The following is a 13030-nucleotide window of genomic DNA, read 5'->3' as shown; positions in this document are numbered from 1 at the left end:
CGCCCATGGGACTGCGCACGCAGGCCGATTACAACGATCCACGCTCGCTCAGCGCGCGCCTGCGCGCACGGCGCCTGCAGCGCTTCATGCAGATGGTGTCCGAGTGCCATCGCCGGCAGGGCGGGTGCCGAGTGATCGACGTCGGCGGCACTCTCGGCTACTGGGCCCACGTCCCGGACGCGTTCTTCGACCAGCACCGTTGCAGCGTCACCGTGGTCAACCTCGACCCGAACCACACCCACGCACCGCGTCCGTACCTGCGCGAACACCACGGGGATGGCTGCGCCCTGGACTTCGCCGACAACGCCTTCGACATCGCCCATTCCAATTCGGTCATCGAGCACGTCGGCGATGGCGCACGCACGCAGGCCTTCGCCGACGAGATCCGGCGCGTGGCGCCGCGGCACTACGTGCAGACGCCGAACTACTGGTTCCCGATCGAGCCGCATTATCTGGCGCCGGGCATCCAGTTCCTCCCCTACGCATGGCAGGCCGAACTGCTGTACCGGATCCCGCTGGGCCGGATCGATCGGCCGCAGACCCGGACGCAGGCGCGCGCGTTCGTGGAGGACATCCGCCTGCTGACCCATACCGAGCTGGCGCGCCTGTTCCCGGACAGCACCCTGGTCGGCGAGCGCCTGTGCGGACTCACCAAATCGTGGATCGCGGTGCGCCAATGAGCGATGCTTGCACGGTGCTGGTGGGCACGGGCAAGCGGGCATACAGGACCGCCATCACCAGCGCCGCGTGCAGCGAGAACGCATAGAACGGCAGGTAGAAGTCGAACACGCCCAGCCCCAGCAGCAACAGCAGCCAGGTCAACGCCCAGCCACGTGCGCCGGCACTGCGCAGCAGCGGCGCCCACAACGCATACAGCAGGCCCAGGCACGCCAGCAGCCCGCACAGCCCGGTCTCCGACAGCACCGCCAGCAACGCATTGTGCGCATGCAGTTCGCCGCGATCGAAGCGGCCGCCGGTGTAGTCCGGCACCAGGAACTGGAAGACGCCGGCACCCAGTCCGAACCACGGGTGGCTGCGCCAGGCCTCGAACGCGCCGGCCCACAGGTAGGTGCGCCCCAGCGACACCGCGGTGAGCGTGCTTTCGTGCACCGCGCTGGTCATGTCCGCATAGCGCTGCCACAACACGAAGCCAGCCAGCCCCGACAAACCCACCAGGGCGACCGCTGCCACGCGGCGACGTTGGCGCGGGGCGCCTCGGCGCGGCCACGCCCACCACAGCAGCAGCGCGCCGACCGGCAACAGCGGGTTGCGCACCTCGGTCAGCGCCAGCGCCAGCACGGCGCCCAGCAGCGCCATGACCAGCGCAACGCGGCCCATCGCGCCACTGCGCCAGAACTGCAGGACCAGCGCGGCCACCACGACGGCGCTCGCCGCCAGCAACGCCGGATGTTCGTACATGCCGGAGATCCGCGGCAGGTACTTGAAACTATCCTCGGCGTGGAAGAACAACGAAACGCGCAGCGCCGGCGGCCAGTGCAGGCGCGCGGCCAGCCCCAGCGCCAGGTTCCACCACAGCGCGATCAGCGCCGCCAGCGTCGCCGCGCGTGGCCAGCGTGGGCAGGCAAGCGCGAGATTGAGCATCGCCCACAACGCCAGCAGGGCGGTGGCGTAGCGCACGGCGAACTTGAACGCCAGCGTGGGATGGTCCGATGCCAGTACCGACGCGGCCAGCGCCGCCAGGCAGGCCAGGATCGCCAGCAACGGCGTGCGCAGGATCGCCGGCACGCCATGCCGCCACACCGCCCAGACCGCCACGCCCAGCACGAAGGCGCGGATCGCCATCGAACCCAGCGACAGGCCCACGCCGAAATAGCGGCCGGTCAGCACCACCTGCTGCAGGCAGAACAGCAGGTACACGCCCAGGCACACCGCGACCGCCAGCGGCTGCGCGGCGCGCGCGCCGGCAACGGACGCTCCCGTCGCCGGTGCGCTCATGCCGGTTCGCGGACCGCCGCGCGCGCGCGGTAGCGGCGGCTCAGCCGCGCACGCAGCAGCAGCAACAGGTACAGGAAGTTGGTGCGGACATAGCGCCAGCCCAGGCGACGCGGCTCCAGCGCCAGCCGGAACAGCCATTCCATGCCGAAGCGCTGCATCAGCAGCGGCGCGCGCGGCAGCATGCCGGACAACACGTCGAACGATCCGCCCACGCCCATCGCCACCGCCACGCCCAGTTCGGGCCAGTGCCGCTGCAGGAACAGTTCCTTCTTCGGCGAGCTGATGCCGACGAACAGGTAACGCGCACCGGAGGCGCGAATCGCCGCGACCACCTGCGGCACCTCGGCCTCGCCGAAATAGCCGTCGCGGGCGCCGACGATCTGCAGGCCCGGCGCGGCCGCACGCAGGCGCTCGGCCGCGGCCGCCACCACCGCCGGCCGCGCGCCCAGCAGATACACGCCGTCTCCGGACTGCGCGGCCTGCGCGCACAGGTCCTGCATCAGGTCGATGCCGGCGCGCCGCGGCGGCGGCTCCACGCCCATCCAGCGCAGGCCGATGCTGATGCCACTGCCGTCGATGTGCACCAGTTCGGCCTCGTCCAGCGCCGCGCGCAACGGCGCCTGCGCGCGCGCGTCGATCAGCTTGGCCACATTCAGGCCCTCGATCCGCAAGGGCGCACCGCCGGCGGCCGCGGCCTGCGCCCGTTGCAGCAGGTCGGCAGGCGCGAGCAGATCCAATGGGCAATCGAAGAAGCGCAGACGCGGGGTACTGGGGTTCAAGGGACGGGCTCCTTGGAGATCAACGCATCGTACAGGGCCAGCACCTGCGGCCGGATGCCTTCCCAGGTGAAACCGGCGCGCACCGCGTCCACTACCTGCGGCGCGATGCGTTGCCGGCGCAGCGCGGCGACGCGCGCGGCCAGCGCCGGGACATCGCCCAGCGGATACAGCGCGTCCTGCAGTCCCAATGGCTGCAGGATCGCGCGGTTGCCGGGGATATCGCTGGCCAGCACCGGGCAACCGAGCAGCAGCATTTCGATCAGCACCGTGGGCATGCCTTCCATCGCCGATGGCAGCACGAAGGCGTCGGCATACGCGGCCATCGCCGCCACCTCGGCATCGCCGACGAAACCATGGAAGCGCACGCGTGCGGCCACGCCTTGCGCATGTGCGCAGGCCTCCAGGCGGGCGCGATCGGGTCCGCGCCCGACCAGATGCAGCACCGCCGCCTCCATCCCCGGCTGCGCCAGCAGCGCGATCGCATCGTGCAGGCGTTTCACCGCATCCAGGCGTCCGACCGAGAGCAAGGCCGGCGCGCCCGCCAGCGTCGGGGACTCCACCGAGGCAATCGGCAGTTCGGCGGCCAGCACCGCATTGGGCAGCAGCAGCGCGCGCGTGGCCGACATCCGCCGCGCCTGCAGGTAGTCGCGCCAGTAGGCCGACAGCAGCACCACGCGATCGGCACGGCGCAGCAGCGCACGTTCCACCAGCGCATCCCAGATGCGTTTGCGCAGACGCTTGCCCAGGCGGGGCGCATCGTCGTAGTAGCAGTGCGGCGTGTACGCCACGCGCTTGCCGCGGCAGCCCGCCAGCAGCGCCGCCAGGGCCGCGATCGGCGTGCGCGCACCGTGTACGTGCACGACGTCGGCCCAGCCGATCTGCGGCCACAACCCGGTTGCGGCGACGCGGACCGCGGTGTAATCGGACCGGCCCGGATCTTCCGCCGCCGGCGCCGCCACCCGCACCGCGTGCCCGGCCTGCGCCGCCAGCACGGCCAGGCCATGGATGTGCCGGGCCACACCGCCGCCGCCGTGGTACGGCGCGAAATCCTTGTACACGTGCAGGATGCGCATGGATCAGGCCTCCGCCGTCGTGCCCGCCAGCGGCTGCCGCGCGGTGCCGCGCGCCTGCAGCGGACGCGCCCGCATCCGGCACTGCCGCAGCACGCCGCCGAGCAACAACCAGAAGCCGCCCGCGCCGGACACGGTCAAGGCATTGTCCGAGGACACCAGGGTGGTGGTCATGCCGCACAGCAACCAGAACGTGGCCAGTGCCAGGCGGTCGTCGTCCTGCCGGTAGGCACGCCATAGGATGCGCAGGCACCAGCCGATGAAGCCCAGGAACAGCAGCGCCGCCGGCACGCCCATCTGGTAGGCGATGCTGAACACGGCACCTTCGCCGCCGCCGAGATCGGTCAGCCCCTGGCGAGCGGCGAGGGCGCCCTGGCGCCCCAAGCCGCCGCCGAACAGCGCGACCTGATGCAGGTCGGCCAGATTGCGCACGAGCGCCGACCAATGGCCGATGGTGGAGCCGTCGCGGAACTGCATCGAATTCACCACGATGCCGTAGGAGGCCGCGACGATGGCCAGCAGCACGACGCCGGCCAGCGCGATCCGCGCCGGCGCCGAGCGCACCAGGCCGCGCCCGGTCAGCAGATAGCCGAGCACGGCGACGATGCCGGCCAGCATCGCCCCGCGGGTACCGGACATCCAGATCCCCACGAACAAGCCGACACAGGCCAGCGCCGCCCGCCACGGCCAGCGGCGCTGCCACAGCGCCAGCGCCGCCAGCGCCGCAGTCACCAGGAACTGGCCCTGCGCCAACGGCGCGGCAAGCAAGCCGCCGGCCCGGCGTTCAAGCGGTTCGCCGCCGAAGAAATTCCAGGGCAGGCCGCTCTCCGGCTCGCTGTCCTGCGGCAGCACGCCCTTGACCTGTTGCATGAAGTCCGGCAGGCGCACCTGCTGCACCCAGAAATCGGTATGGGCCAGATCCCAGGCGCCGACCAGCGCACTGGCCACGCCCAGCCAGACCAGGGTGCGGGTGGCGGCGTGCAGGTCGCGCGGCTGCGGCATGCCGCCGTAGCCGGCCAGCAGGAGCAGCATCGGCACCATCACCACGCCGAACGATCCGAGCACGATGCCGGCGGGCAATCCGTGCAGATAGCCGAGCGGCGCGTAGAGCGCCGCCAAGGCGCCGAACGCCAGCACCGACAGCAGCATCGGCCGCGGCATGCGCGCGGTCAGCAGGCACAGCGCGGCAAGCGCCAGGACCGTGGCATCGCGCAGCGGCCGCAGCCAGGCCGCCTGCGGCACCGCGCCGCCGCCGTACAGCCAGGCCACCAGCAGATCGCCAAGATGGATCCACAGGATCAGCAGCACCACTCCAAGCCGCCTCACGCGATCGCTCCCAGGCGCTGCGGCCAGTGCGGATCGCTGGCGAAGGTCTGATGCAGCCATTGCGTCTGCTGGGCAAGCTGTTGCCGGCGCGCCGACGGATCCGTGCGCAAGCGCTCGATCAACGCGCACAGCGCCACCGCATCGTCCACCTGCGTTGGCGGGCGCCCGACCGCCAACGCATCCAGCGAGTGCATCGCCGGCCAAGCCAGGCCGATGACGTAATGACCGCGGCTGGCGGCCTGCAGCAACGCGGTGGAGCAGAAACCGACCACGATTGCCGGCGCCGCGGCGGCGTCAAGCAGCGCATGCGGCGGAGGTCGGCAATGGGCCGCCAGCGCCGAAGTGGCATAGGGATGGCCGCCGCGCGCCTCCTCCGGATGCAGCAGAATCTGCAGCACGGGGGCGTCCCGCTGCGCCAGCGCCTGCGCCAGCGACAGGAAGTCCGCCGCGAGCGGGCGGCCGTAGATCGGCGTGTGCGTCTGCGACACCAGGTACAGCGCCGCCGGCAGCGGCGCGTCGGCAGCATGCCCGGCCGTGGCATCGGTCTGTAGCAGTGCCGGGCCATAGCCGAGGGCCTGCGGCGGCACCCCATGCCGCGCGAACACCTGCGCGCTGCTCGGCCCCCACAGCAGATGCCGCTGCGCGCGCACCGGGAAGAACTCGTCGGTGGGCAGGCCATGCTGCACGCAGACACTGCGCCAGCCGGCGCCTGCCGCCTGTTGCGCAGCGACCGCGTACAGATCGAAGTCGTTGTGCAGCAGCAGCGTGGCCTCGCCCCGCGCGGCCAGTGCGCGCGCCCAGGCCCCGCGCCACAGACGCTGCCGGAACACGCAGCAGCGCACCAGCCAGGACGACACCGGCGGCGCCCCCGCCGAGGCCCGCCGCAATCGCCAGGCGCCGGCGGCGTGACGCCAGGCGGCCGCTGCCGGACGGGCGGGCGGATCGCCGGCGACGCGGCCGCGCAGGCGCGGATGGATCAGCACGCTGCAGGCGATGCCGCGCTGCGCCAGATCGGCGACGCATGGCTTTAGCGCCCCCCAGCCGTTGGCGCCGGGCAGCGTCGCCAGCGCCACCCAGGCGGCCAGCGGCGCCGGCGCGCGCGGCAGGCGCCAGCACAGCCACGCGTCGCGCACTGCTGCCAGGAACCCCCGCAGCCAGGCCCCGCGCCCACGCCGGGCGAGGAAATAGAGTTCATGGCGCGCGGCCGCGGCTTCCTCGCCATAGTGCGCCTGCAGCGCCTGCTGGAACTCAGCGAAGCGCATCGCGCGCCGCCTCGCGCACCTGGCCGCGCCCGCGCCAACGTTGCACTTCGCCTGGCAACCCAGGACCGAACACGCGCACGATCGCGCGCTTGAGGGCGCGCCGCAGGCGGTCGCGCAGGCGCCAGCGCACGCTGTCCAGCCGCGCATCGAGCCGCCCCACTTCTTCGGCGCTGGCGGTCGCCAGGGGGTGAGCGCAGGACTGCGCAGGACGCTGCACCGCCATCCACAGATTGTCGGCCAGCACGCCGCCGCCCGGATGCGCGCCGCACTGCGCCACCTGCAGCCCGGCGCTCACCGCCAGCCGCTGCAGCACCGCGCCGGAGAAATAGCTCAGATGCGCCGGTTGCACGTAGTTGCGCGAGCGCCAGTCGCTCATCACGTCCGGCACCTCGATCCAGGCGCGGCCGCCGGGTGTCAGGATCCGCACCAGGGTCTGCAGGAATCCACGCGGATCGGGCAGATGCTCCAGCACGTGGAACGCCACCACCGCGTCGACGCTGGCATCGGGCACCGCCTGCAGGTCCGCCACGAACGTCACGCGCGCGTCGCCGAGCAGCCGCGCACGGTGGTCGAGATCGGGTTCGATCGCCCACAGGTCCAGATCCGGACGCGCCGCCGCAGCGACGCCGAGAAAGGCGCCGAAGCCCGAGCCCATTTCCAGCAGCCGTGCGCCGGCTGCCAGCTGCGGCGCGATCCACTGCAGCCGACGCTGCGCGATCGGCTGGTCGCCGCGCCAGGCGAAGAAGCGCGCTTCGCTGCGCCATGGCGATTCGGCCGGGAACAGCCGGCGGTAATCGTGCGCGTAGAATCGCGCCAGCGCCTCCTCGGTGAAGTCCGGTGCCAGATAGGCCACCGCACAATGGCCGCAGCGGCGCAATTCCTGACCGGTGCCGGCGTAGACCTCCGGCCACACCGCGCGTTGCTGCGTGGTGGCGCCGCAACAGCGGCAGGCGCCATCGTCGGCCGCCAGTTCCATCGGCGCACGTCCGAGCTTAGCCATAGATGCTCCGATACCACAGCGCCACGGACACGGCGAACCACAGCGTGCTGTGCGCCTCGCCGCGCTGCCACTGGCGGCGCAACACGTCCAGGTCGAGGAATTGACCCAACTCCGGCGGCAAGTCCGCCAGGATCGGCTGCAGCGGCATGCGATCGACCAGGAACTGCTCGGCATGGCCGAACCCGGTGCTCTTGCGCTGGCCGACCAGGCGCGGCGGCAGGACGCCGGAAAACGCCTGCCGCAGCAGCGCCTTGCCATGGTAATCGCCCATGCGCTGGTCCGCGGGGGTGGCCAGCGCACGTTCCACCACGCGGTAATCCAGGAACGGCGCGCGCACCTCCACCCCCGAGTGCATGCTGTTGCGATCGGTCATGCGCAGGATCATCGGCAGGTTGGTCGTCAGCACATCGGCGCGCAGGCGCGCCTGCACGTCGCCGCGGCGATCGGCCTGCAGCACGGCCAGACGCGGTGCCTGCTCGTGCCACAGCGCCGCCGACATGCTGGCCACGCTGGGCCGCTGCCGGCGCAGCAGCGCCCCGAGCGTGCCTGCCGGCAGATCCCAGGCCAGGCGGTTGAGCAGCAAGCGCGGATCCACCGCGCCACTGCCGAGCAGGCGCGCCAGGGTCGGCAGGCGCAGGCCGTGCAACGCGCTGCGCGCGCTCAACGCCAGGTACAGGCGGACGTAGCCGCCGAACAATTCGTCGGCGCCCTCGCCGTTGAGCACGACCGTGTAGCCGGCGTCGCGGATCGCCCGGTACATGCGGAAGCTGGCCAGGATCGACGGGGTGCAGAACGGCTCCTCCTGCGCGCGCACCAACTCCAGCAACTCGTCTTGCGCCGGGATCGCATGCGCGCGATGCACGCGGTGGCGCGCCGCCTCGCCCCACTCGGCCATCAATGCCGATGCCGAGGCGACCTCGTCGAAGCGCGCCTGCTCGGCATCGCGGTAGCCGTAGGTGTAGGCGCCGGCGAAGCAGGTCCGCGGGAACGCAGCGGCACGCAGGCTGAGCCGGGTCAGGATCGCGCTGTCCAGCCCGCCCGACAGCAGCGTCACCGTGGGCACGTCCGAACGCAGCCGCAGCCGCGTGGCGTCCTCCAGCAACGCCTGCGTCGCCCCGGCATCGAGCGGCGCCACTTCGCCCGGCAACGGCCAGCGATGGTAGCGGTGGCGGCGGCTGTGCCCGTCCGCGCAGACGCGGTACACCCAGCCCGGCGGCACCGCGCGGATGCCGGTATAGAACGTCTCGCCGCGATGATCGGACAGGCCGGCGATCAGGAAGTCGAAGATCGCGCCGGGATTGGGCGGCGGGTAGCCGCCCAGCGCCGCGGCGATGGCGCGGATCTCGCTGGCCAGCAGCAGCTGCCGGCCGTCGTGATGCAGGTACAGCGGCTTCACCCCGAGCCGGTCGCGGCAGTAGATCAGGTCGCCGCTCGCCTGCTCCAGCAGCACGATCGCCCACATGCCGTTGCAGCGCGCGAACAGGTCTTCGCCCCAGGCGCGCCAGCCGTGCAGCAGCACCTCGGTGTCGCTGTCGGTGCGGAAGCGATGACCGAGCGCTTCCAGCTCGCGGCGCAGCTCCAGGAAGTTGTAGATCTCGCCGTTGAACACCACCACGTTGCCGGTCTCGGGGCAGCGCATCGGTTGCGTCGCCGCCTCGCTCAGGTCGAGGATGGCCAGGCGGCGGTGGCCCAGCGCGGTCGGCACCGGCTGCAGCGTGCAGAGCAGCCCCTGCGCGTCCGGCCCGCGCCGGGCCAGGGCAGCCAGCGTGCGCTCGGCCTGCGCCTGCAGCGATCCGCCGTCGTCGAAGCGGCGCAACGCGACTATGCCGCACATGCGCGCCTCCTTGAGCGTCCGCCGTGGCGCGACACGACAGCGCACCTCGATGACCGCGTCACGCCGCACGCTCCGGCGCTGTCGCGAACAGGCTGTGCTGGCGCCACGCCGTCCACAGCGCCGGCAGCAGCAACACCGCCGCCAGCGTCCAGCCGAGCCGTCCGCCCCAGAGCGTGGCCGCCAGCAATGCCGAGAGCAGCGCCGCGACGCCGCCGCCGTTGAGGCGCAGGCCGCACAGACGCAGGCTCGCGACCACGATGCCCAACAGGCACAGCAGCCGCCCCCACAGCAGCAGTTGCGGCGCCGGCCAGGCCGCAGCGGCCAGTTGCAGCAGCGCGCTGCACAGCACACCGATCAGCAACACCCGCAACAATGCGCGTTCGCGATGACGCCCGATCAGCAGCGCCGACAGCACGCCGCCGAGCAGCACGGTGGCGCCACCGGCCAGCACCGGCGTCGTCCACGGCAACCAGGCGCGTTGCGCGGCAGTGCCCCATGCCTCGGTCGCCAGCGGCAGCACCAGCGCGCCCAGCGCCGCGCCGCCGAGCACCAGCGAGATCAGCCACTGCGCCCAGCGCTGGCCGGCCTCGCTGGCGGCCTCGGCCAGGAGCAGACGGTTGAACTGATTGAACACGCCGCTTGCACCGTTGAGCAGATAACCCAGGAACAGATACACCGGCAGGAAGCCCGGCGCCACCGCCGCCAGCAGCAGCGGCGTCAACCGATCGTGCAGGATGCCGATGATCCCCAGCAGCGACAGCTGCACGGCCGTGCCCAGCAGGTGGCGGCCCTGGCCGCGCTGCGGCCACAGCAGGCGCAACGGCGCGGTGAACACCGCCAGGTTGACCAGCGCCTGCGCCAGATAGCCGAGGCTCACCGCGAGGCCGGCACCGACGCCGCCACCGCAGCCTGGCAACGGCCGCAGCAGCAGCCAGGCCAGGATCGCCACCGGCATCGCCACCTGCTGCACGGCGAATCCCGCCAGTCGCCGCCCCTGCGCCAGCAACGGCGCCGAATAGCCGACCAGGCCGAAGACGGTGGCCGGCAGCACCGCCAGCACGTACCCGAAGCCGGGGCCATGCCACTGCCAGGACCATCCGGCCGCGGCGACCCAGCCCAGGTCCAGCAGCACGGTGGCCAGCAGCCGGTGACGCAGCGCCTGCCGCCAGCGCGTCTCCCATGCCGGCGCCGCCGGATCCTCGCGCAGGAACAGCGAGGCATAGCCCAGGTCGGCCAGGAACAGCACCGTCGTCAGCCCCAGATGCGCCAGTCCCACCTCGCCATAGCCCTGCAGGCCGAACTGGCGCAACAACAGCCACTGGAACAGCAGCGCGCAGCCCTGCCCGAGCGCATACAGCAGCGCACCGGACGCAAAGCCCGCGCGCATGCGTGCGGCCGCGCTCATGGCAGGGCGGACGATCCGGCTGCCGGCGCATGGTGTGCAATGACGCCGACAACGGCCTGCTCCGGTGCCAGGGTCCGTTGCAGCGCCTCGCGCAGGGTCCAGCGCGTGCGCCAGCCCAGCACCGCTGCCGCCTTGGCCGGGTTGCCGAGCTGGTGTGCACGATCGTGCGGACGCTGCCGTTGCGGATCCACTTCCACCCGCGGCGCGCGGCCGAGCAGCGCGCCGAGTTCCGCCACCAGTTCGCCGACCGCGTGCTCCACGCCGGAACACAGGTTGAAGACATCGTAGGCCGGCTCCACCCGCGCATCGTCGAGCAGGGCCAGCAGGCCCGCCGCGGCATCGTCGGCATGCAGGTAGTCGCGCCGCGGCTGCAGGTTGCCCAGCCGCACCTGCGGCGTCTGCGACGGATCGGCGGCCAGTTGCGCCAGGATGTCGGGAATCAGGTGCGCATTCGGGTCGTCGTGGGCGATGCAGTTGAACAGGCGCGCCACACGCCCGCGGCGCCCGGCGCCACGCCCGCACCACAGGCGCAACTGGCTTTCGTTGCACAGCTTGGACAGCGCGTAGTTGTCGCGCGCCTCGGTGGGAGTGCCGGCTTCGTCCAGCGCCGCCTCGCCCCAGGCGTACACCGCCCCGCTGGAGGCGATCAGCACCTGCCGTACCTCGGCCTCGGCCGCCGCCTGCAGCACGCTCTCGGTCCCGACCACGTTCACCTGCAGGCAATGCATGCGCTGCAGTTCGCAGGTCGGGATATGGTGGACCGCGGCCAGATGCACCACCGCCTCGGCGCGGAAGTCGCGCAGGCACGCCAGCACCGCCGCGGTCTCGCGGACGTCGGCGACCTCGGCGAGGTGCAGGCCCTCGGGAAATGGTATCCCGCTGGACAGATCGTCCAGCCCGGCCACCGCATCGCCGCGCTGCACCAGCGCGGCGACCAGCCGGCGCCCGATCATGCCGGCGGCGCCGGTCACCAACACCCGTTTCATGGCTGCTCCGGCGCGCGCCGCGGCGCATCCTCGGGTAGCAGCCGGCGGCGCAATGCGGCCGGCAGCCAGGCGAACAGCGGGTCGCGCTGCGCCGACCACGCAGACCGATCGCGCAGGCGCCGGGCCGCGACATACACGCCAAGCCCCAGCGACATCGCCAGCAGCGAACCGGCGAACACCACGGCGGCGACCAGCAGCGGATGCCGCGTCGGCACCGGCGTTGCCGACAGCGCCGGCAGCGCCCGGTAACGCACCTGTTGCGACTGGCCGAGTTTCTGCGCCAGCGTCAGGTCGATCTCGCGCACCACCTGCCGTCGTGCCGAACCGGTCTCCGCGGCATCGCCGAACACCGCCGTGCGGCACGCCTGCAGCCAGGACGCGAGCGCCTGGCCCGAATGCAGCGTGCCTGCGCGCCGATCGGCGCAGGCCAGGAAGCGCCGCTTCCAGTCGAGCTGCTCGAGTTCGCGCTGGCCCTGGCGCAGGTCGGCCCGGGTTTCGGTGATGGTGGCCTGCAAGGCCACGATCTGCGCCAGCGGCGACAGGTACTTGCCGCCGCCGTCGTCGACCGAGACCACCGTATTGACCTCGCTGCGCCGCAATTCCGGATAGCGCTCCAGCAGCGCCTGCATCTCGGTGATTTTCTGGGTGTTCTGCTCGATGGCGAACTGCTGCTGGATCTGCGCGATCTGCAGCTCCGGCCGCTTCTCCAGGGTCTGCTGGCGCATGGCCTCCAGCGCATCGCGCAGGCCGCCCCACAGCACCACCTGGCGCACGTGCCGGGCGATCACCTGCAACTGCTGCGTGGCGGACGTCTCGTCGCGCGCGTCCAGCATCACCTCCAAGCCCAGCGCACCGACCGTCTTCGGATCGATGTTGACCTGCTGGCGGATATCGTCGCGCTCCACCGCGCTGCGGTACTGCACCCGCGTCTGCCAGTACAGCGGCTGCAGGAACCGGCGCTGCACGCGCTCGCGCAACGCCGGCGGCAGGCCGGCCGCGGCGACCGAATCGGCCACCAGTTGCCGATCCGACAACATCGGCTGCAGGCGCCGCCACTCTTCCAGGGTCATGCGCGGCGTGTCCAGCAACGCGCCGACGCGGTAGAGCGGGAACAGCGCGACCAGCACGCCGGCGGCCAGCGCCAACAGCACGGCAACGGGGATCAGCAGCCGGCCGAACTGCCGGTAGAAGCGCAGCAGCCCCAGCAGCAGATCGCCCAGCGACGCATCGTCGCCATGGTTACGCACATCGTCTATGCCTGGCATCGCATCCGTCGCCGTGGTTCGGGTACAAGGAAGTCACCAGCCCGGCGCAGCGCCGCACACGGCATCGCATGTCCCCTCATGTCGATCGGCGGCTGGATGGGCAGGCACTGTGCCACACGGGTCGCGATGGCGGCAATGCGAGGCGGC

General features: G+C 72.0%; 11 protein-coding genes. 1 reads left to right on the top strand and 10 read right to left on the bottom strand.

All coding sequences use genetic code 11. The features are described from left to right. The first annotated feature begins 5 nt into the window (after positions 1–5). A complete protein-coding gene (locus tag Q7W82_RS05250) occupies positions 6–680 on the top strand; it encodes a methyltransferase domain-containing protein (protein WP_242159585.1) in 675 nt (224 codons plus the stop codon). Here the strand turns inward: Q7W82_RS05250 and Q7W82_RS05245 are convergent. The 10 genes from Q7W82_RS05245 to Q7W82_RS05200 are packed head-to-tail and all read right to left on the bottom strand — an operon-like array spanning position 649 to position 12883. After that, the gene (locus Q7W82_RS05245; RefSeq protein ID WP_242159583.1) at positions 649–1956 is read right to left on the bottom strand and encodes an O-antigen ligase family protein; all 1308 of its coding nucleotides are present in this window, start codon (positions 1954–1956) and stop codon (positions 649–651) included. The two genes, Q7W82_RS05250 and Q7W82_RS05245, sit on opposite strands and share 32 nt — an antisense overlap. Then, complete coding sequence (locus Q7W82_RS05240) at positions 1953–2735, bottom strand: WecB/TagA/CpsF family glycosyltransferase (protein ID WP_242159581.1); 783 nt, start codon at positions 2733–2735, stop codon at positions 1953–1955. Before Q7W82_RS05240 ends, Q7W82_RS05245 begins: the two co-directional genes overlap by 4 nt. Further along, positions 2732–3808: a glycosyltransferase family 4 protein gene (locus tag Q7W82_RS05235; RefSeq protein ID WP_242159580.1), complete on the bottom strand. Its 1077-nt coding sequence runs from the start codon at positions 3806–3808 to the stop codon at positions 2732–2734. The genes Q7W82_RS05240 and Q7W82_RS05235 overlap by 4 nt, the downstream gene beginning before the upstream one ends. Before the next feature lie 3 nt (positions 3809–3811). Continuing rightward, a complete protein-coding gene (locus Q7W82_RS05230; protein ID WP_242159579.1) occupies positions 3812–5131 on the bottom strand; it encodes a hypothetical protein in 1320 nt (439 codons plus the stop codon). Further along, a complete protein-coding gene (locus Q7W82_RS05225) occupies positions 5128–6393 on the bottom strand; it encodes a hypothetical protein (RefSeq protein ID WP_242159578.1) in 1266 nt (421 codons plus the stop codon). The genes Q7W82_RS05230 and Q7W82_RS05225 overlap by 4 nt, the downstream gene beginning before the upstream one ends. After that, a complete protein-coding gene (locus Q7W82_RS05220) occupies positions 6380–7393 on the bottom strand; it encodes a methyltransferase domain-containing protein (protein WP_242159577.1) in 1014 nt (337 codons plus the stop codon). The genes Q7W82_RS05225 and Q7W82_RS05220 overlap by 14 nt, the downstream gene beginning before the upstream one ends. Continuing rightward, positions 7386–9227: an asparagine synthase (glutamine-hydrolyzing) gene (gene asnB, locus Q7W82_RS05215; protein ID WP_242159576.1), complete on the bottom strand. Its 1842-nt coding sequence runs from the start codon at positions 9225–9227 to the stop codon at positions 7386–7388. Before asnB ends, Q7W82_RS05220 begins: the two co-directional genes overlap by 8 nt. Before the next feature lie 58 nt (positions 9228–9285). Then, positions 9286–10632: a hypothetical protein gene (locus Q7W82_RS05210; protein WP_242159575.1), complete on the bottom strand. Its 1347-nt coding sequence runs from the start codon at positions 10630–10632 to the stop codon at positions 9286–9288. Beyond that, positions 10629–11618, bottom strand: coding sequence for an NAD(P)-dependent oxidoreductase (locus Q7W82_RS05205; protein ID WP_242159573.1), 990 nt, complete (start codon positions 11616–11618; stop codon positions 10629–10631). Before Q7W82_RS05205 ends, Q7W82_RS05210 begins: the two co-directional genes overlap by 4 nt. Beyond that, complete coding sequence (locus Q7W82_RS05200) at positions 11615–12883, bottom strand: hypothetical protein (protein ID WP_242159571.1); 1269 nt, start codon at positions 12881–12883, stop codon at positions 11615–11617. The genes Q7W82_RS05205 and Q7W82_RS05200 overlap by 4 nt, the downstream gene beginning before the upstream one ends. Positions 12884–13030: the final 147 nt, after the last annotated feature.

It is taken from the genome of Xanthomonas indica, from assembly GCF_040529045.1.
GTDB classification, from domain to species: Bacteria; Pseudomonadota; Gammaproteobacteria; order Xanthomonadales; family Xanthomonadaceae; genus Xanthomonas_A; species Xanthomonas_A indica.
The sequence above is the reverse complement of the archived record's forward strand: the minus strand, read 5'-3'. Positions and strand labels throughout refer to the sequence as shown.